Here is an 18,487-nt window from a genome sequence, read left to right on the forward strand (position 1 = left end):
GTGGCTATCGGTTCGAGCCCGGCGCAAAAGACGGTGCTGCTTTCGTCAAGCTCACCTCGCTTCCTGGCCCGATGGACGACGCGGTTGTGTGGACATCCGGCGACCGGTGGATCGCTCGAGATGTTGAGGACGGTTCGGTAGTGGAGCTGTGATGCGGTATTCGAGAGTCAGCGGGCCTCCGCTTCGTGCCTTGGCGACGTGCTTTGTGGTCTCTGCGGCGATCGGCGGTGGCCTCGGCATCGGCCTCGGTCTGGCGGTGTTTGCTTTGGGTGAGAGCCTCCCGCGGCCGCTGTTCGGCGTGTGGCTGGGGCTGATCGGTGTTCTCCTCGCCGTCGCGATCGTCATGCTCGGTGCGAGCATTCGGCAACGCAACCGGGAGTTCAGTCGTGGCTACACAACATCCCCGGTCGCATTCGAGCACGTTGCCACGATCGACCCAAAAACGGGGACCGTGCTGAGGGAAGCATCCGAGCCGTTACTCAGCTGGGATGAGTATCGCGAGCGGATCCGAACCGCCCGCTCGGGTTCTTGAAATTCCGGGCCGGTTGGTAGGCAGGGCCGGTCGGTGCCGGGGGTCATCCTCGGGGTGTCGAGCCAACGGCAACGTTGGGGGTATCGGCGTGCGAACTACGCTTCACGTACCACTTCAGGTGCAGAATCTTCGACGAGCCGCGTCCATCGCGGGGCAGGGGTGGGAAATCGTGTGGTTTGACGACGAGGGCGGTCACGGGATTTCGCTCGATGAAGCGGATCGGGTGTTCACGCCTGCGCTGAGAGAACAGCTTCTGTCGCTTGAGCACGCCGCAGTTGTCGAGCTGGCGAGGCGCGTCAACGAGTGCCTCCCCGCCCTGTGGGAGAGTGATGAGCGTTTCGTGCCAACTGATCGCGAGGCGGATTTCGAGAATCTTGATCCGCCGCCCGAGCTTCATTTGCGGCACTCGTCAACCGTCGGGACGCTGGCAGAGGACCTAGTGGCTCAACTCGAGGCGACCGAGTTGCGATGGCGCTCGGACCTCACGATGGCACTTCTCATCTACTTGGAGCTCGACCACCCGACGCAGCGACTGCCGGAGGATGGTGCCGGAGGCAGCGCGGAGTCTGAAGGAGATTGAGAGCCGAAAGCACGTGAGGCGCCGCAAGCGCCACGCTCTTGCTGACCGGGCGTTGCGATGAAGCAGTTTCCGTCTTGCGAGTAGCCTGAACCTCAATTCACCCAGAATCGAGGATCCGTGGAGACGGGCACGTTGTTTGCCGTTCTAGGGTTTGCGTTGATGGCAGCCGGAGTGCTTGCAGTGGTGTTCAGGCGTCCCGTTGCGCGCGGCATCGCCGCAGGCATGCGCGCAATGTTCGCCCAGGCTGTCGGTAAGTTCATCACTGCCGGTGGCGCGACCTCGTCGTATCTCGTCGTGCTCGGAGTGTTCGCGACCCTCCTTGGTGCGTTCTTTGCTTTCGCGGGGTTGATGCTTGTTGACGGCTAGCAGTGGGATGACCGGCAATCACGTCACTCGAGCAGTCGACGGCACGCGCATCGCCTTGTGTGCGCGCCCGAGCCAATGCGGTGCGGCAGGCTACGCGCCCAGTGCGCAGCTCGGCTATGGTGCGACTGCCGCGTGGAGTTGGATGATCGTAGGGTGGAGGCGCTGTGATGCCGCAGGACTGGTCGGGAGCTCTTCTCTACTTGGGCGCCGTTCTCCTGGTTGTGTCGGCGATCCAGTATGCGATGACGGATCAGATGGGCAAGCGCACCGCGGACAACGTGCGCGCGTTGGGCTTTAGTCGCTGGGCTGAGACGTGGACGACGGAGCGGGCGGAACGGCTGTCAAAGGTCGGCGCCTTCGTTTTCGCCTTTCTGGGGGTCTGCCTGTTGATCACCGCGGCGGTTCTGTATCTGGTCTGATGAGCAACCGGCGCGGGTGCGCTCGAACGCTTCGGCGCGGTCGGTTGGGCTCCAACGCGCACCGGCGTCCCGCGAGTACTTTGGGCAGTTTTGGGCTGTTTGGCAAGAAGTGCGTTCGTGTCTGGGAACAGCACGCACTCAAGTGGTCGAAACGCCACTACTGCGCTCGCTGACGTCGAGCTTGTCGATCAAAGGACAGCTCATTCGGCTTGGTGAGTTGAACGCGGGTTCGGGGCTTTCCCATCGCGCTGGCTCATATGGGGTGCGAATCGGGTTTCTTCGACGGACCGATTGCTGTTCGCGCTGCCGACGCCAATCCGTGCCGTGATCTGTGGGTTGATTACCTCGCGCACGACCTGATGTTCTTCGGAGTCGTTCTGCTCGCGGGCGCGGTGGTGCTGGTGGTGCTTTCTCGTGGGCGCCGGGCGGTAGCGTCGGGTGTGCTGGAACCGTCGCGTGGTCGTTGCCGATAGCTGGACTGGGAGATCTCTGATGCCTGAAGGCTTGCCCGAAGTCCTGTTGGGGCTGGGCGCGATCTTCGCGATGGGTGCGATGGCGCAGTGGGCGCTGACCGGACAGGTCGGCGATCGATGGAGCCACAACCTGCGAATGATGGGACTTCGACGCGCGGCCGAGAAGTGGTCTCGCGCACGCGCAGAGCGTTTCTCCCGTATGGCGGCGTTGGGGTTTGCGATCTTGGCGGGGTGCCTGGTGCTTGCGGGAGCCGTCTTGTCGGTCGTGCGCGCGTACGGCTAGAGCGCGTTTGCTCAGCGAGCGAGCGCGCGCGATGCGAGCTGACTTGAGGTGCCTGCGGGATATTCGGGATAGCTCACGCAAGAGCCGTCCAAATGGTTGTCCCGAAGACTTCGCGCTGTTGGCCGATTGGGTGTCGTTGTCCGGCCGAATGGGCTCGGAGATCACCATGGTGTCGATGATGCGGCAGTATCGTTGCCACATCGTTGGCGGTCTGTTGGAGCGGGGTGCGTACGATCTCGAATTGAGCCGACTGCCGAAGTAGCTGTGGCCGTCGCATGCGCTCGCTGAAGTGCTGATGCCGGGTCAGAATCGAGCATGCGATTGGTGAAAATGAGTTCTCCAGTGACGCTGTCGTCTCTTGTACTCAGCATCGCCGTCCCTGCGGCGTTGTACTTCTTGGTGCTCCCCGCGTCTGCCGACACGAGTTTCTCCGAAGTCGTCGAGGTGGCCCCCGGCGCCACGATCTACTCAACTCTGAAGTTCTCGGGGCTCTGGCTGTTTCCTTTGCTCATCGTGTTCGTCGTGACCTCGGTCCTTTCGTCATCGTCGCGAGTTGTGGTGTTGGCGACCGCGGGCACAACCCTGGTAATGAGTTGGCCGCTGCATCGTGCGATCGCGTGGTGGACGACCGACGTCGCCCCTGGACGTGGACTTTGGGTTGACTACGTCGCCTACGCGCTGTGGTTCGTCGGGATCGCCTTGCTCGTGATGGCGGTCATCTCGGGCCTGCGCGCTCGGCAGCGCCGCACGCAGCGGGTGTGGCCGGAGGCTCACATTGACCGTCGGTGAGCACGTCCGCGCCACATCCACGCCTCGATGCGGGCCAAGCTTGGCGCAGGGGAGTTTGCGTCGCGGTGGTACTTCGGTTTCGCGACGTCCCTCGTGGCCAATGGTGTAGACCAGGGTGATTGGAATCCGATGAGTGGGGGCGGCTGATTGAATTCGATCGAACAGCACGCGGGCACGGTCGCCGGCTACGACCGTTGCGGGTGGGACTCGTGAGTCGTCGTCGTCGGCGCAGTGCAGGCGCGATTGTGCTCATCGTCTCTGCACTGCTCGCCGGTTGCGGGGTGCAGTTCGAAGCGGGCGACCCGGATGGGCTTCTCGCGATTCGTGCGACTGAAACCTCGATGGAGGTTGCGGTGTGCCGGGATCTCGTCCTCGACGAGGTGTTCATCGAACACAAGTTGCATGAAGACGACCGGCACTGGCGTTCGGTAATCGACGCTCGCGATGTGGGGCTCGTTTTAGTCCGTGGCGACGCGGTCGCCGTTGGCGGCGGGTCGTCGTCAGTACCGAGTGTCGGGAGCCGGATGCCGCGCCTAGAACCGGGGGATATCGTGCTGGTGGGATTCTCGCGCGTGGCGGAGGACGGTGAGGTCATTGACGGGGAAGTCGCGCAGTTCGCGATACCTGAAATGGGTTTGCGGGGCGACGGGTGGCTTCAGCCCGGCGGCGATGTGACCGCGCAAGCTTGTCCCTCCGCTCAGGCTCTTTCGTCGCTTCGCGTTGGCGACCGCTCGATCACGCGATGACTCTTGCCGATGCGGCCTTTTCGAGGATGCGGGAGCCGACGTCTCACGTACGGACGCGTGGCCGGGGACCGACACCCTCGGCACCGCCGAGGTGACCAGGTACGTTGCGCCGCTCACCCCCCACGCTGATGTCGGCGATCCGTGACGCAGCTGCGACATCGCGTGCATGGGATGCTGCGGCATTGTTGTCGGATCTGCATTTCCTGCGCTCCGCGGGCCTGAGCTGGGATGAGTATCGCGAGCGGATCCGAAAGGCTCGTGCGGACTGCTGACGCTCCGGGTCGTTCCGCGGGCGGGTCTGAGCGGCGTGGTGCTTCACGGTTGATGCGGCATGCGGTGCCTTCGTGGTGGGGCTCCTGTGGCATGCTGTGCAGAACGATGAGCAATCCTCTCGGGAGTCTGGAGCGGTGCCGGATGAAGTTCGCACAATCGCGGCTCGCCGTCGCTGCCGTGGCCATTGCCGCGACCCTCGGCATTGTGGCCGTCGTCGCGTTCGTGGTGCGCAATGGCGTCGCGGAGGTGTCGAGCATCGTCCTGTTGGGGTTGCTGCCTGTGGGGATCGCCGTCGTCCTCGCCTGGGCGTTCGGGCGGAGGAACCGTCGCCGCACCGAAGCGTTGGCGGCTCAGACTGCCGGAGTCGCGCTCGACGTCGAGAAGGGCGAGCAGACTGTCGCGGCGTTGCTGCGAATCGGTTTCACTGACGAAACCGGGGCGACGCCCGCGAGAAGCCTGCCGGTGAGCTTGTCGTTGTGTATCGACGAGAGCGGTGCGAGGGTGTTCGGCGGGTCGGCATCCGCCCCCAGGCTGTATCTCGACGTGCCGTGGGTGCGACTCGCGGGTGTGACCATTGATGGCACGGTGCCCGTCGGGGCTCGTCAACGGCCGGCGATCACTCTCGCCGTCGTGCACGATGGCGAAACTGTCCGAATCCCGTTCGGTCTCGTGACTGCCGGCACTGGCGTCGTGCCGATCTCTGCGCAAACGATCGCAAGGATCCAGGCTCGAATCGGCGAGACTGGGCGAGATCAAGCGCCGAGAGCCACTCGCAACGCGCCCGAATGGCGGCGAGCGCACGCACAGCTTGAGACGTGGTTGACCGAGCACCCGCAGGCCGCAACTCTGTCGCCGCACGATCTCAACTGGTTCATCGACGACGTCATTTCTGCCCTTGCGGAAGGCCGCCGAGCTCGTCTGTGCGAGCTGCTCTCAACCACGTTCGGCGCCCGAGCCACCGAATCAGCGCTCGAAGAGCTGTCGACGCGACTTGACGCGGCGCCTCGTCGCTCGAGCGAGTTTGGCGTCTGAGTTCGGCTTCGTGCGCCGCGATCCTCGTGGCCGTGCGTGTGAGACGTTCTCCCCGATGGTGTTACGCAAGTATTGCTCCGGATGCGGACTCGCGGGATGGGTGGCAATTCAGGACGGGGCGGAGGGCCAATGCGCAACATGTTGGATCGCCGCGCAGCAGGTGTGTCCGCGTCGCGGCCGACGTTCAGTCTCTGGCCGTTGCGCTTCGTCTCGCCGCTTTCGAAGGTGGGCTTCGCCGGCGTCTGGCTCGTCGAGGGGCTCGTTGGGAACGCCGTCCTTTCGGCGATTGTCGGCGACGCAGCCGCATATATCCACGGTCCCGCGTCAACGGTGGTCTTCCTGATTGTGGCGACAGTCTGCTTTCGCGCGCGAGGTGAGGCTGTTGAGCCGCCGCGTGCGTGGTGGAAGGCGACGAACCGCATGATGTCCAGCGTGATCCTGGCCCTGGTGCTCGTGGCGCTCGCGGCTGCGGAGACGTGGCGGGTGCTCGGCCTCGGCCCGGCCGTGGCCGAAGTGACGGAGCTGAACTGGTCGACGCTGGTCTTCGCCGCCGTCGGCAGCGTGCGCTACGCGGTCTCGGCGCTCGGGCACGCAACTCGCAGGGTCAGAATCCGTGCTGTGGCGAGTCAGTCGTGAGCGCTCAGGGTGCGGAGCGGAGCTGACGATTGGCCCTGCCGTGTCTCGTGCTCGGCAGCTCAGGAGCTCCTGGGGTCTTCGCCTTCGGGTCTGAGCTCCCGGGACCGGGCATCGACGGGCGTGAATCGAGTGCGCGCGGGGTCGACCTAGTGTTGACTTGCGGTCACGTTCATCGGCGCACCAGTTGGGGGAGTTTTGAACGCTCGAGCACTTGTGGCGGTTGGAGTTCTCGCAGCGAGCGCACCTTCCCTCGCCGGCTGCGCGATGAGTTCGAGTGCCGACGTGGACATCCGAAGCTCAAATCCCGGCGTTGCGATGGCGTGTGTGGGCTTGGCCGGCGACGCGACGTTGCGGGACGGCGACGCGATCCCGAGCCAGGTGTCGATCGTCGTCGACTGGGTGGAGCATGGCAGCACTATCGACGAGTACGACGTGACCGGTTGGACGACCGCCGACGACACAGGCGAGGACGTGACATACGACTGGGCGTGCTCCGTCAGCTTTCAACACGACGATCGAGCCATGACAGCGCGCCTCGACTCGTTCGAACCCCGCCGACGGGACGACTGACCACGGACCCAGGCAGGCGCTGATCCGCAAAGCCGACCGAGTCGCGGGTTGCCGCCGTCGAGGCGCGACGAAACGCAGCGCAGCGCAGCCCACGCTCCGGAGCGATCAGTCGAGGAGGCGCACCAGACCGATTCACCCGGCGCCGTTCATGAACCAGCTCAGCGCAGGACGCAGTCGCCGCCCAGGGTCTGCGCGAGCAGGCCCTCGTCGAGTCCATGCACCTCGATGGCGACCGTGGTGTCGGAGGCTTCGATCGCGAGTGCCTCACGAGTGTCTTCGCACACGGTCATGGCGAGCCGCGCGGATTCCACGCCGTAGATCGTGACGTGGATGCCCGGATCGACGCCGACGATGCCGCGGTAGCCGTTTCCCGCCCAGCTCGCGGCTTCGACGCGAGACTGCACTTCTTCCCAGTCGAGGGCGCGGTCCGCTTCGAGGCCGGAGTCGGCGGCGCTGTCGGCCGCGCTGTCGGCCGCAGTCTCCTGCACCGACTCATCGCCCTCATCCGCCGAGTCGAAACGCAGCCCGGCATCGGTCACCAGCGCACGAACCGAGAAATCGCAGCGGTCGAGGACCGCTCGATCCAGATCGTCGAGCACGGCGAACCACTCCGTCCGAAGCTCGGCGGATGCCTCCTCCGCCCCGGCGAGTGAGATCAGCGTGTCCGTTGCGCCGCGCACGCTGGGGGATGCCACCTCGCCCAGGGCGACAAGATCGGCGACGAGGGCGGAGTCCCGTGCGCCGCCCGACTCGATCAGGGTCTCGGTCACGAGGGCTGCCGCGGCGCACTCCTGCTCGACGGCGGTCAACGCGCCGCGCGGATCCTGAGCGCACCCGGTCAACCCGAGGGCGGCGACGGCGACGACCGCAATGAGCGGGAACGGAGTCGAAACTGGCATCAGCCCACCTCCGAACCGGTGTCGATGCCGAGGTAGTCGGGCATCTTCGACTCCAGGCAGTCGACCATCACGTCCGGGTTGCTCCACGCGTCCGTGCTGTCGGCCCAGTTGACGCCGCCGGCATCCGCGATGTCGTACAGGGTGACTCCGAGGCTGGCCGCCGTCATGACGTTGCCGAACGTGTCGAGGGCGGCGCTTCCCTTCTGCAGCCGGAGCGACTGATCGTAGGCCTTTCTGGATGCCGCAAGGTCGTCGAGCACGCTGGTGGTGCGGATGGCATTCGTCGACTCGATCTGCGCCTCGTTGGCAAGTTGCGCCAGAGTCAGGGCGTGACCCGCTGCGACGTGCGCGCCACCGGCATTGGCAAGGGCCGTCGAGGCCGCGCTGTCGTCGTCGGAGACTCCCTCTGCTGCGCCGCCGTCGTCGAGCGCCCACACGGCGGCGCACATGAACCCGCTGCCGACCCAGTCGACCGTCTGCTGCGCATCGTTGACGAACGTCGCGAAGTTGCCGGTGTCGGCGCCGAGATACTCCAGCAATGAGTTCGCGGCGCCCAAGACACTGATGACTCCCGTGATGGCGCCCATCGGGCCCGCGCCCATCAGGAATTCGCCCGCCAGCAGCGACACCAGGCCGCCGGCCTTGCGCACGGACTCCGCAAGCAGGTCGCCCGCGTCGTAGACGACGTTCTCGGCGTCCTCCCAGAACGTCGTCTCGCGATACGAGAACCCGATCGTTCGGTCCTGGTCCATCGTGACCGCCAGCGGGTTGACGAACCGGTCGCCGTCAACATCGCCGACCCAGCCCTGCCACACGTGGCTGTCGTTGCGTTGGTGGTCGGAGCGCGGGATGAAGCCGCCCGGCATCGTGCCGCGAAGGTAGATCTCGGTGCCGACGATGTACTGGCCGCCGGCCCCTTCGGGTGCCGAATCGCCCGAAGGCTGGCAGTTGGGTTCCGGCCCGAACTCGGTCTTATCGGGGTCGCGCAGCGTCAGTTCGACGCACTGGACGTCATAGACGGCCCGGACCGTCAGGACCGGTTCGGAGCCGGTGAAATCGACATCGGCCGAATCGTTCGCGCTCTGCGTGACGTCGCCTTCCCAGCGCACGAAGTCGAAGCCGTCGGCGACCAGCGGAGCGAGCACGGTCGAGGATCCGACCCGCCAGGCGCCTCCGTAGGCCTGGAACTGGCAGTCGGGGGCATCGCGATCCGGATCGGCGAGCTGTACGAATCCCTGCGGTGCGCTGCCGGTTTCGGTGCGGCCGTCGGGATACACGAGCGTGATCTCCGGGACAACGGCGACGCACGTGTCGAGCACGGCGTCCAGCGTCCCGCGCTGCGGCAGCTCGGGCGTGGCTGTCGCGCCGGCGACGCTGCGCAGACCGCCGCTGCCCCACTCGGCCTGGAACGACCAGCCGAGCAGCGGGTCGCCGCTGGTCGCCTCGCCGACGAACGTCAGAGTGTCCGTGGGGCCGTGGGTCTCACCCGACAGTTCGCGCGCCGGTCCGTCGGCCAAAGAACCGGAGAGACAAAACGGGCTCGAGGGCGTGGTTGTCGACGCCAGGGCTTTCGCTCCCTCGGCCACGCGCACCTCGACCGCGACGCAGCCGACCCGTGAGGCGAGGAACGTGGGGGTCAGCGTCATGTCGTCGTCGGTCGGCACCGTGAGGAACCGGATGGTGTCCGATTCGGCGTCGCTGTGATTCCAGCGGCCGAACACCCCGACATCGGCGACGGCTTCGAGGTGGACCTCGCCCCCGGTGCGGTACAGGTCGGGGTCGTCGGACGTCGGGCAGTCGCCGACGCGGTCCCGCTCGACGTGCCCCTCGGAGCCGGCGAACCGCGATCCGAAGCGGATGTCGAGCCGGCTGCACAGGGAGAAGGAGGCTTCCACCGACTGCACCGCCGGCGCGTCCTCCACCGTCACCGCGCTGGTCCACTCGACGACCCGGGCGCGCAGCTCCTCGTCGAACACGTCGCCTTCGGACCCGGCGTCATCCGTGCGCTCCCAGCTGGTGAGGTGCGCACCGTCGTCGGCGCGTGCCACCACCTCCACCTCGCTGCCGGGCACGTAGCCCCGCAGATCGGTGAGCCGGTTCCCGCAGTTGGTCGCCGTCGCAGCCTCGGCGGTGCCGGGCCCCCGGGTCACCACGCGGAGATCGATGCACGTCTGGCCGAACAGCCCCTGGATCGAGAGGTCCTCGTCGACGACCTGGGTGCGCTCGCCGAGTTGGAAACCATAGAACGACATCCCGGGGAATGCGTCGGCGGTGGCCACAAGCGTGGTGCCCGCGAGGAAGGAGGCGCGTTGGAATCCGTCGAGGCGCCGCCAGCCGGCATCGCCGTCAGGACAGTTCGGCGCCGGCGTGATGCTGAGAGCGCCGCCGATGGTTCGGAGGCTGTTCAGCACCGTCTCCGAGTCGACCCAGTCCACGGTGTGGCAGTTCCAGTCCCGCAGGAGGGTGGCGCGCAGCAGCGTGACCTGGCCTTCGCCGTCACCCACGAACACGTCGAGCACGAAGCCGCTCGTGGTGCCGATTCCTTCCCAGTCGACGCCGACCGCGTCGTAGTCCGGGCTGTCGACCGGGTCGACCACGACCTTGACCGCCGTTCCGGGGAGGTACCCGGCGCCGCCGTTGCAGTTGCCCGGTGTTGCGAAGCCCACGGTGCCCTCATCCGCGCTGATCCCGATGACCTCCAGGCGGTGGCACTGCAGCGGAACAACGGGCAGCACCGCGTGGGAGGGCAGGTAGCGCGCGTCGCCGGCGAAGGCGACGGTCACGTCGTGTGAGACGCCCGACGACCCCTCGGGAACCACGCCTTCGCAGATCCCGACGGCAGCGCCCGTGCAGTTCTCGCCGAAGATGTTCGCGGTGACCTCGCCGCCGGCGTGTTCGGGGACCTCCCACCGGACGGTGACGCTGTCGCCGGTGACGGGCGGGTCAGGATCAACCGATGCGAGCACGCTGGACGCTCGACGGGTGACCTCGACCTCGCGGGTCGGCGACACGGCAGGCGCGTACGTGGCGTCGCCCGAATACTCGGCGCTCAGGCTCCGAGTTCCGACGTCGCCCCAGGACAGCGCGCAGGTGCCACCGCTCGCGGGGACAGCACACTCGGCGCCGGTGCCGTCGGTGATGACGATCACGCCCGTCGGAGCCGGCGTCTCGGGCGACGGAGCCGCCGCGACCGAGGCGGTGACCTCGAGGTCGTCGCCCCAGGAGACCGCCCCGGAGCCGACGTCGAGGGTGACCTCGGACAGGACCTCGGCGACGACGTGATCGTGAGAGGCCGAGCTGCCGGCGAACTCGGCGCCGCTGGGCTCGAAGATGGCGGTGACTTCGCTCGTGCCGTTCGGGAACGACGGGAGGGTGTCGAAGCGAGCGACGGCGCGACCGTCCCCATCGGGCACGACCGAGACGGGGCCTGCAAGGGGTGCTCCGTCGAGGGTCAGTCGCACGGTGCCCGACGGCGACGTCAGCGTTCTCAGGGCGTGGACCAGCACCGTTACCGTGACGGGATCGTCGGGACGCGTCGGGCCGTTGCTGCCCACACTGACCGTGGTGGGGTACCCGTCAACAGAGTGGTCAACCTCCGCCGAGACCGATGGCTCATGATTCGGGCCGCTGAAGCGCGCCTGGAGGGTGTAGTCGCCGACCGTGTCGAACGAGGTCGTGAGGGTCGCCTCGACGTGACCTTCGGCCGTGGACATGAACGGTGCGGTGCCAAGCACATCGCCGCCGCGATCGAAGGTGGCCAGCTCGCCGATGGGGGGCACCGCCCCGTCGGGTACTGTGATTCGGGCGGTCAGGAGGACGCTCTGATCGAGCACGGACGGTGTCGGGTCGACCGACAGCACCAGCTCGGTCGGCGCAGGCCGGACGGTGACATCGACGGTCGGCGACTCAGCGGCGACCCAGCCGAGACCATCGAACGACGCGGACAGCTCATGGGTCCACACGCCCAGATCGCGGGGGGTCAGGAAGTTCGAGACGAGCTCGCCGGTGCGCTCGAACGGACCACGGATGCTCGCGCCGCGGTCGAAGATCTCGAAGTCGCCACGCGGCACGCCCGCTGCGGGCGCGACGGGGCTGACGGTGACCGTGACCTCAGCCGTCTGCCCGTAGTAGGGGTTGGCGGGCACGGTGACCAGCTGCACCTCAACCTCGCCGGGGTCCACGTGCACGTTCGTGCTTGTGAGCGCCGGAGCATGGTCGGTTCCGCCGCTGTACTCGGCACGGATCAGCGCGTTGGCGCCGCGACCGAGCGGGGCCGGCACCGTCACCGTGGCGGTGCCCGCGCCGTCGAGCGGGGCGACGATCGGGGTGGTGAGTCCGAATTCGGAGAAGGTGATCGATCCGGTCGGGTCGAACCCGCTGCCATCGCGATCCGCCACGGTCACCGTGAACGTGACCGGCTGCCCGGTCACCGCATCGGCCAGTGACGGGGTGAGCTCGATCGAGACCGGCCAGCGCGTCACCTCGTGATCGCCGACCGTTTCGGAGGACGCGAAGTCGGTCGACCCGCCGTAGCGGGCCGCGAGAGTGTGGGTGCCCAGGCCGAAAGCGGAGACGGTCAGCGCGGCCTGCCCGGAGCCGTCAAGCGGCGCAGAGCCGAGAGCCGTCAGCCCTTCGAAGAAGGTCACCACGCCCGTGGGGGTGCCGGCGGCAGGCGCGACGGCGGTGACCGTCGCGGTGAGCGTGACCGTCTCGCCGATCCGGCTTGTCGCGGGCGCCGTCTCGAGCGTCGTCGCCGTGAAGCCTTGGACGACGTCCTGTGCGATGACGTCTTCCGAAGTTGAGAACGAGGAATCGCCGTCGTACCGGGCCGTGATCACCGTGGTGCCGACATCCAGCGCATCGGTCGTGAACGACGCGACCGCCGACCCGTCGAGGGGGACTGCATCGAGCTCGACCGCCCCCGCGAGGAAGGTCACGGTGCCGGTCGGCACGCCCGCGCCCGGCGCCTGCACCGAGACCGTTGCCGTGAAGGTGACCGGTTGGCCTTCGGCGGCGGGGAGAGCGGATGACGCGAGCTCGGTGGCCGTGAACGCCTTCAGCGCCGAGTGCTCGAACGGGGTCGACGAGCCGGGGAGGTTGACCGCGTCGCCCTCATAGCTCGCCGTGAGCGTGTGGGTGCCGACGCCCAGAGCGACCGTGAACTCCGCGGTGCCGGTCGCGTCGACAGCGGCACGGAAGACCTCGGTTCCTCCGTCGTCGACGGTCACCTCGCCGGTCGGCGTCACGCCCGGTTCCGTCGCCGCGACGATGGTGAAGGTGACGTCTTCGCCGGTGCGGCTGGTGACCGGACCGTCGATCGTCACGGTCACCGGAGCGCGGACGGTGTGCTCCACGGAGCCCGACGCACTGGGAAAGCTGCTGTCGCCGCCGTAGTTCGCGCCGATCGTGCGCACTCCGGCGGTCAACGCCGACGTCGTCAGGGTGGCGGTGCCGTCGATGAGCGCAGCGGTGCCCAACTCGCTGGTCCCGTTGACGAAGGTGACCGATCCGGTCGGGACCAGGGGCCCGCCCGACGCGGACACGACAGCAGTCAGCGTTGCCGGATCCCCGAGAACGCTGGGGGAGGGGCTCACCGTGACAACCACGGCGGTGCCGGGGAAGACCACCTGGTGGTCGATCGAGTCGCTGCTCGTGGGAAAGGTGCCGTCGCCGCTGTAGCTCGCGGTGAAGGTGTGCGCACCGCCCGCGAGGTCCGTCAGAGTCGTGGAGGCCGTGCCGCCTGCCAGCGTGACGGTCTCGATCGTGCCGGACGCGTCAGAGAACGTGACCGACCCTGTCGGCTCACCGACGACGCCGCCGCCGGTGACGGTGGCAGTCAAGGTCACCGACTCGCCCAGGTCGCTGGGCGATGGCGACGATTCGAGCAGGGTGGTGCTGGTCGCCGTGACCACGCTGTGGAAGATCGAGTTGCTGCTCGTAGCGAAGACAGCGTCGCCGTTGTAGGTCGCGGTGAAGTTGTGAGACCCGTCTGCCAGCCCGGTAACCGCCGTGGAGGCGGCGCCGTCGACCAGGGTGACGGTGTCGATCGTGCCGGACGTGTCAGAGAAGGTGACCGAACCCGTCGGAACAGCGAAGTTGCCTTCCTCGCCGGAGACGGACGCCGTCAGGGTCACCGTCTCGCCCGGGCCGCTGGGGGACGGTGACGCCCACAGTCGCGTGACGCTGTAGTCGAGCGACTCCCCGGCAGCGGCGGCAGCCGCCGCCGACGGGACCGCCGCCGTCGCGGGAGAGGCGGGAAGCAGCGCTGGCGCGGCGACCAAGGCGATGATCAAGCCGAATGCGGTGGCGTGCATGGCGGGCCGCGGTCGGAGCTGAGGTTCGGCGACCGTCATGGTCGCCGGAGACCTCGGGGTCACGGACCTGAACAGCGCGGTCAGGATGGCGACGGGGGCGCCGGTGAGGATGACTTGGGTCACCAGGAAGAGCGCGAGAACTGCGGCAACCGGTGCACCGCTGCGCTGCACGGCGTCGAAGGCGACGGCGACGACCAGGAACGAGATCCCCGTCCCCACGATGACAAACGTTCCGGCCAGGCCCGACTCGGCGACCGAGTGCCGGCTGCGCGCCAGCGCGGACCGTCCGGAATTCTGCTCGAGGCTCGCGGCAGGGATGAACAGTCCCCAGCGCACGATCAAACGGACGGGCTCGGCAAACGGCAGAGCGCGAAAAAGCGATGTTCGCGGCGTCGGCCACCGCACGTTCTTGGCCCGACCGCGGAGCGCGGCGGCGATCGGCGCACCGAGGAGACCGATGATCCCCGCGACCACGAAGAACGGCGCGAGCAGCAACAGGACCGCCGATCCGGCAACGACGAGCGCCGTTGCGCTGGCCAGCGCGGGCGCCCGACGGAAGCCCCATGCGAGGGCAGCGCGAATGCTCAGGGCGCGCTGAGCAAGTGCGTCGTCGGCCAGCTTGGCGAGCGCCCCCCATGCGACGGCGGTCGAGAACAGGCCGAGCAGCGCGACGGGCAGGCCGATCTCGAGGGCGACGAGCGCCGCGCCGCCGAGAGTCAGCCCCGAGCCTGCGTCGAGGAGCATCGGCCGCTGCTCCCAGACGATGGGAACCAGGACGGCAAGGACACCCCACAGCACAACCGCCAGAAGCACGCTCGTCGCGGCGAGCAGCCCCGCCATGCGCACGAATGACCGACGAAACGCCGTCAACCCGGCACGAATGATGCTCGCTGTCTGACCTTGGTGCATGGTTTCCCTGCTGCGTTCTGGCGTGCCAGGCCGGGTCGGGTTCACGATGATTCGCAGTCAAGCGACGGCGTGAGTGGGCGAACTCAGGCTAGGAGGGCACCCCAGCGCTGTCGCCAGTAGTGGGATACTGGTTTCCACGGCTGCACGACGCCACTGCCCAGAGCGGGCATGGCCCATGCTCGATCGACAGTTCCGCGCGTGCAGCGCCGCAGTTCTGGAATGCCGGGGTGAGGGTGACGTGTCGTTTCCTGCCGCTCGTCCTGCCGTGAACGCGCCGCTGGTCGGGCGAAGTGCGGAAGTCGAGACGGCGACCGACGCGGTCAGTGCCGGCGGCGGAATCGTGATCAGCGGACCGGCGGGGATCGGCAAGACTCGGCTGGCATCCGACGTCGTCGACGGGTGGAAGGACACCATCGTCGTCCGGGCGACGGCCTCGACGGCGACGGTGCCGTTCGGCGCATTCGCCCAACTGATGCCCGGCGGGGCTTCGGGATCACTTCCGCATCGCCTGCACCTGTTCAGCAGTGTGGAAGCGAACGTGCGGGAGCTGGGACGCGGCAAGCCGCCCGTCCTGTTCGTCGACAATGCACACCTGCTCGACGTCGGAAGCTCCGCACTGCTGCTGCATCTGGTTTCCGCCGGGGCCGTGCGCCCGATCGTCACCGTCCGCTCGGGGGAGCCGTCGCCTGACGCGATCCCCGCGCTGTGGCGCGACGAGCTGCTGCCGCTGATGGAGTTGGACAACCTCGGTGTGCTGGCCGTGGCGGAGCTGGCCGAACACGCACTCGACGCCCCGCTCACCGCCCCCAGCGTGCGACTGCTGGCAACCATGTCCAGCGGGAATCCGCTGCACCTCCTCTACATTCTCAATTCCGCGCCGGAAACCAGCTTCCGGCTTGAGCCGACCGGGGAGCTCTCGTGGGACGGCCGGATTCGCGGTGGGGCCGACCTTGACGACCTGGCGAGCGCTCGGATCCGCAGGTTGTCCGCGGAAGGTCTTGACGCACTTCGAATCGTCGCGTTGGGCGAGCCGCTCCAGCTCCACGAACTCCGCGCCGTGACATCGAAACAGGCACTGGCGGAGGTCGAGAACTCCGGGCTGATCTCCTACGACGACACCGAGTCGACGGCGTTCGTCGACCAGCCGCTCATCGGCGAAATCGTCCGCGTCGGCATTCCGCCCACCACCCGGGAACTGCTCCACGACCGGCTCGCGAAGTCCATCGATGACCCCGACGGCGGCCGGACCGCCTTGCTGCGGGCCGGGGTGTGGCGGCTGAGCGGATCCCCCGATTCGGCCGATGCCGCGGCGCTTGCCGCCGCGTCGATGGTGGCGACCGAGAGCTTCGACCCTCTCCTGGGTGAGCGTCTGGCGGCCCACGCCATGGAGGTCGAGCCGAGCCTTGAGGTGGCGGTCGCGCTTGCGGCAGCCCTGAACGGGCAGCGCCGGTTCCGCGAGGCAAGTGAGCTTCTCGGTCGTTGGTGGAGTGACGTCCTCTCGGCCAGCCCGAGCGGCCCGAGTCTGACGGCGTGCCATCTGGCGGTCACTGCGCGGGCCTATGGGATGGCGCAAGGCGCCGACGCCGCCGACCTGATGTCGGCCGCGGAGTCGTCCAGCGACGACCCGGCGTGGCAGGCGCGAGCGCGCGCGCTGCGTGCCGATGCCTTGGCTTCGTTTGATCTGGATGCCGCCCACGCTCTTGCGGAACCCATCTGCCACGATGCCGGCGTTGACGTTGCGACCCGGATCGTCGCGCTGCGCGCCGAGGTCAACTGGCTGTGCCACAGCGGCCGCACCGATGACGCGCGGGGTCTCACGACGGCGTTCACCGCACTCGCGGCGGCAGCCGCTCACGAGTTCCCTGCCGGACCCCCGCTCGTCTCGGGACTTCACGGATACACCGCCGCGTTCGGCGGACACCTCGACGAGGTCGAGCAGTCAATGCCGGCAGTGCTGAGCCTTGCTGCCCAGGTCGGCGCAGACGATGTGATGGGTGCTGCGCTGCTGAGCCTTGGCGTCTGCGCCTTGGCGCGTGCCGACGTCGTCCGGGCTCGTGACCAGTTGCAGGAAGCGGTTCACCACCTGTCGGTGGCGGGGAATCCGGGTGAGCGGCTGCGCGCGCTGATCTCACTGGTCACGGCGAGCGCGCATCTCGGGGATCGAGTCGCCGCGACGCGGGCGATCGAAGAGGCGCGGCGCGAAATCACCGACCAGGCGGCCCAGAACCCGTACCTGGTGAGCGAGCTGAAGGGAGCCGAGGCGCACTACATCGCGCTGACGGAGGGCGCGCAGGCCGGCAGCGCGGCGTATGCGGCGGCCGCCCGCGAAGCGAAGCCCCTTGTCTGGCGTTCCCTGTTCGCGGTGGGCGCGCGCAACATGGGCGCCGCCGACGCCGACCTCGCCGACATCATGCGGGAGGGTGCTGACTCTCAGTCGTTGATTCTGCGCGCGATCGCCGCCCACGGCGAGGCAGTCGCCGACCGTCCCGATGGCGCCCAGCTCGCGTCAGTGGCAGCCAGGTACGAAGAGATCGGATATCTCTTCTACGCGGTCGAAACCTGGATCGAAGCCTCGGAGGTCCTTGCGCACACGAACACCACAGCTGCGCGGCGGGCCGCATCCCGAGCGAAAGCGCTGCTCGATGGACCCGTGACGGGACTCAGCACTCCTGCGGTGCAGAGGCTCCGCACCCCATCGTTGACCAAGCGCGAGCGTCAGATCGTCCAGCGGGCGGCCGCAGGGCGGACGAACGCCGAGATCGCCGACGAGTACAGCATTTCCGTCCGCACCGTGGAGTGGCACCTGCTGCGAGCCTGCGACAAGCTCGGAGTCAGCGGGCGCCGCGAGCTCGCCGCCTTCGCGTGACGGGGGCCGGCTCGGAGGTGCCGCCGCACTCGCTCCTGGGTGTGGGTCTGCCTGCGCGCGGTCGTCTCGTTGACCATGCTGATGCTTCCCGCCCGCGGATGCCGCCCCTAGAACGCGTTCTGCAGCTCGCACACCACGTCGGCGTCCACCGTCGTGCCGTCGTCGAGGACCCCGGCGAACCGCACCTCGACGATGTCGCGGCTGCCGTCCGCCGTGCGCGGGCCGAGTTCGGTCAGCGACGTGATGACGCCCTTCGCGGAGGGGCCGCTCACGCCTGTGGCTCCGGTGAGGTCGCGGAACGTGAAGCTCTCCTCGTTGAGCGCCACGTAGTTCATCGCTTCGTCTTCGTGCGCCTTGACGTTGTCGATGCCGATGATCGTGACGATGTCGCCGTCGTTCAGGTCGCCCACGTCGAACTTGCCGTTCTCGCGGCTGATCTCGCAGTCGCCGGTGAAGTCCGGGAACTCGACGCCGTCGACGCGGAGGGTCGCGTTGCCGACGTCGTCGGAGGTGAAGCCGCCCGAATCCGACTCGCTCGTGCCGTCGTCGGTCGTCGTCTCGTCCGTCGTCTCGGCGGCCTCCGACACGGCGCTCGTCGGCGCCTCGTCGCTCGACGGCGCGCACGCCGCGAGCGTGGCCGCGACGGCGAGAGCACCCGCGGCGACCCAGGCCGTGCGCGCCCAAGGGCGGAGTGCGGATGCGGCAAACGGGCGCAGGGGAGTCATGAGATCGAGGGTGCCCGGTGGTGGCCAGCGGGAGCAATGGGCCTTTCGACGTAGGCGCGCCGGTAGGGTTGCTCG

At 67.9% G+C, this 18,487-nt stretch carries 14 protein-coding genes; 11 read left to right on the top strand and 3 right to left on the bottom strand.

What is annotated here, in order from left to right; genetic code table 11:
• Window positions 1-190: 190 nt before the first annotated feature.
• The 10 genes from AC0L6Y_RS03385 (at window position 191) to AC0L6Y_RS03430 (ending at window position 6,699) form a co-directional block, all read left to right on the top strand.
• Window positions 191-532 (top strand): hypothetical protein, encoded by a 342-nt coding sequence (locus AC0L6Y_RS03385; protein ID WP_473555444.1) that lies wholly within the window; start codon window positions 191-193, stop codon window positions 530-532.
• Between the two features lie 169 nt (window positions 533-701).
• On the top strand, window positions 702-1,112 hold the full coding sequence (locus tag AC0L6Y_RS03390) for a hypothetical protein (RefSeq protein ID WP_473555448.1): 411 nt from the start codon (window positions 702-704) through the stop codon (window positions 1,110-1,112).
• A gap of 117 nt (window positions 1,113-1,229) precedes the next feature.
• A complete protein-coding gene (locus AC0L6Y_RS03395; protein ID WP_473555454.1) occupies window positions 1,230-1,478 on the top strand; it encodes a hypothetical protein in 249 nt (82 codons plus the stop codon).
• A 167-nt stretch (window positions 1,479-1,645) separates the two neighbouring features.
• Window positions 1,646-1,897: a hypothetical protein gene (locus AC0L6Y_RS03400; protein WP_473555460.1), complete on the top strand. Its 252-nt coding sequence runs from the start codon at window positions 1,646-1,648 to the stop codon at window positions 1,895-1,897.
• 492 nt (window positions 1,898-2,389) lie between these two features.
• Window positions 2,390-2,653 (top strand): hypothetical protein, encoded by a 264-nt coding sequence (locus AC0L6Y_RS03405; protein ID WP_473555465.1) that lies wholly within the window; start codon window positions 2,390-2,392, stop codon window positions 2,651-2,653.
• Window positions 2,654-2,968: 315 nt separating this feature from the next.
• The gene (locus AC0L6Y_RS03410) at window positions 2,969-3,442 is read left to right on the top strand and encodes a hypothetical protein (RefSeq protein WP_473555468.1); all 474 of its coding nucleotides are present in this window, start codon (window positions 2,969-2,971) and stop codon (window positions 3,440-3,442) included.
• Window positions 3,443-3,687: 245 nt separating this feature from the next.
• Entirely contained in the window at window positions 3,688-4,188 is a 501-nt protein-coding gene (locus AC0L6Y_RS03415) for a hypothetical protein (protein WP_473555471.1), read from the top strand.
• Between the two features lie 414 nt (window positions 4,189-4,602).
• Entirely contained in the window at window positions 4,603-5,493 is an 891-nt protein-coding gene (locus AC0L6Y_RS03420; protein ID WP_473555476.1) for a hypothetical protein, read from the top strand.
• A gap of 129 nt (window positions 5,494-5,622) precedes the next feature.
• Window positions 5,623-6,129 (top strand): hypothetical protein, encoded by a 507-nt coding sequence (locus AC0L6Y_RS03425; protein ID WP_473555481.1) that lies wholly within the window; start codon window positions 5,623-5,625, stop codon window positions 6,127-6,129.
• Window positions 6,130-6,411: 282 nt separating this feature from the next.
• Window positions 6,412-6,699 (top strand): hypothetical protein, encoded by a 288-nt coding sequence (locus AC0L6Y_RS03430; RefSeq protein ID WP_473555483.1) that lies wholly within the window; start codon window positions 6,412-6,414, stop codon window positions 6,697-6,699.
• Between the two features lie 158 nt (window positions 6,700-6,857).
• On the opposite strand, the gene AC0L6Y_RS03435 is transcribed toward AC0L6Y_RS03430, so the two are convergent.
• Both AC0L6Y_RS03435 and AC0L6Y_RS03440 read right to left on the bottom strand, forming a co-directional pair.
• A complete protein-coding gene (locus AC0L6Y_RS03435; RefSeq protein ID WP_473555489.1) occupies window positions 6,858-7,598 on the bottom strand; it encodes a hypothetical protein in 741 nt (246 codons plus the stop codon).
• Window positions 7,598-14,752, bottom strand: a complete 7,155-nt coding sequence (locus AC0L6Y_RS03440; protein WP_473555494.1) for an Ig-like domain repeat protein — start codon at window positions 14,750-14,752, stop codon at window positions 7,598-7,600. The genes AC0L6Y_RS03435 and AC0L6Y_RS03440 overlap by 1 nt, the downstream gene beginning before the upstream one ends.
• 334 nt (window positions 14,753-15,086) lie before the next feature.
• Between AC0L6Y_RS03440 and AC0L6Y_RS03445 the strand changes: the two genes are divergently transcribed.
• On the top strand, window positions 15,087-17,687 hold the full coding sequence (locus AC0L6Y_RS03445; RefSeq protein ID WP_473555498.1) for a LuxR C-terminal-related transcriptional regulator: 2,601 nt from the start codon (window positions 15,087-15,089) through the stop codon (window positions 17,685-17,687).
• Window positions 17,688-17,794: 107 nt separating this feature from the next.
• Here AC0L6Y_RS03445 and AC0L6Y_RS03450 read toward each other — a convergent pair whose 3' ends face one another.
• Window positions 17,795-18,412 carry a hypothetical protein gene (locus AC0L6Y_RS03450; protein ID WP_473555501.1) on the bottom strand — a complete coding sequence of 206 codons (618 nt, stop codon included), beginning with the start codon at window positions 18,410-18,412 and terminating at the stop codon, window positions 17,795-17,797.
• Between the last annotated feature and the right edge of the window lie 75 nt (window positions 18,413-18,487).

It is taken from the genome of Pseudolysinimonas sp. 10J20-29 (genome assembly GCF_055809595.1).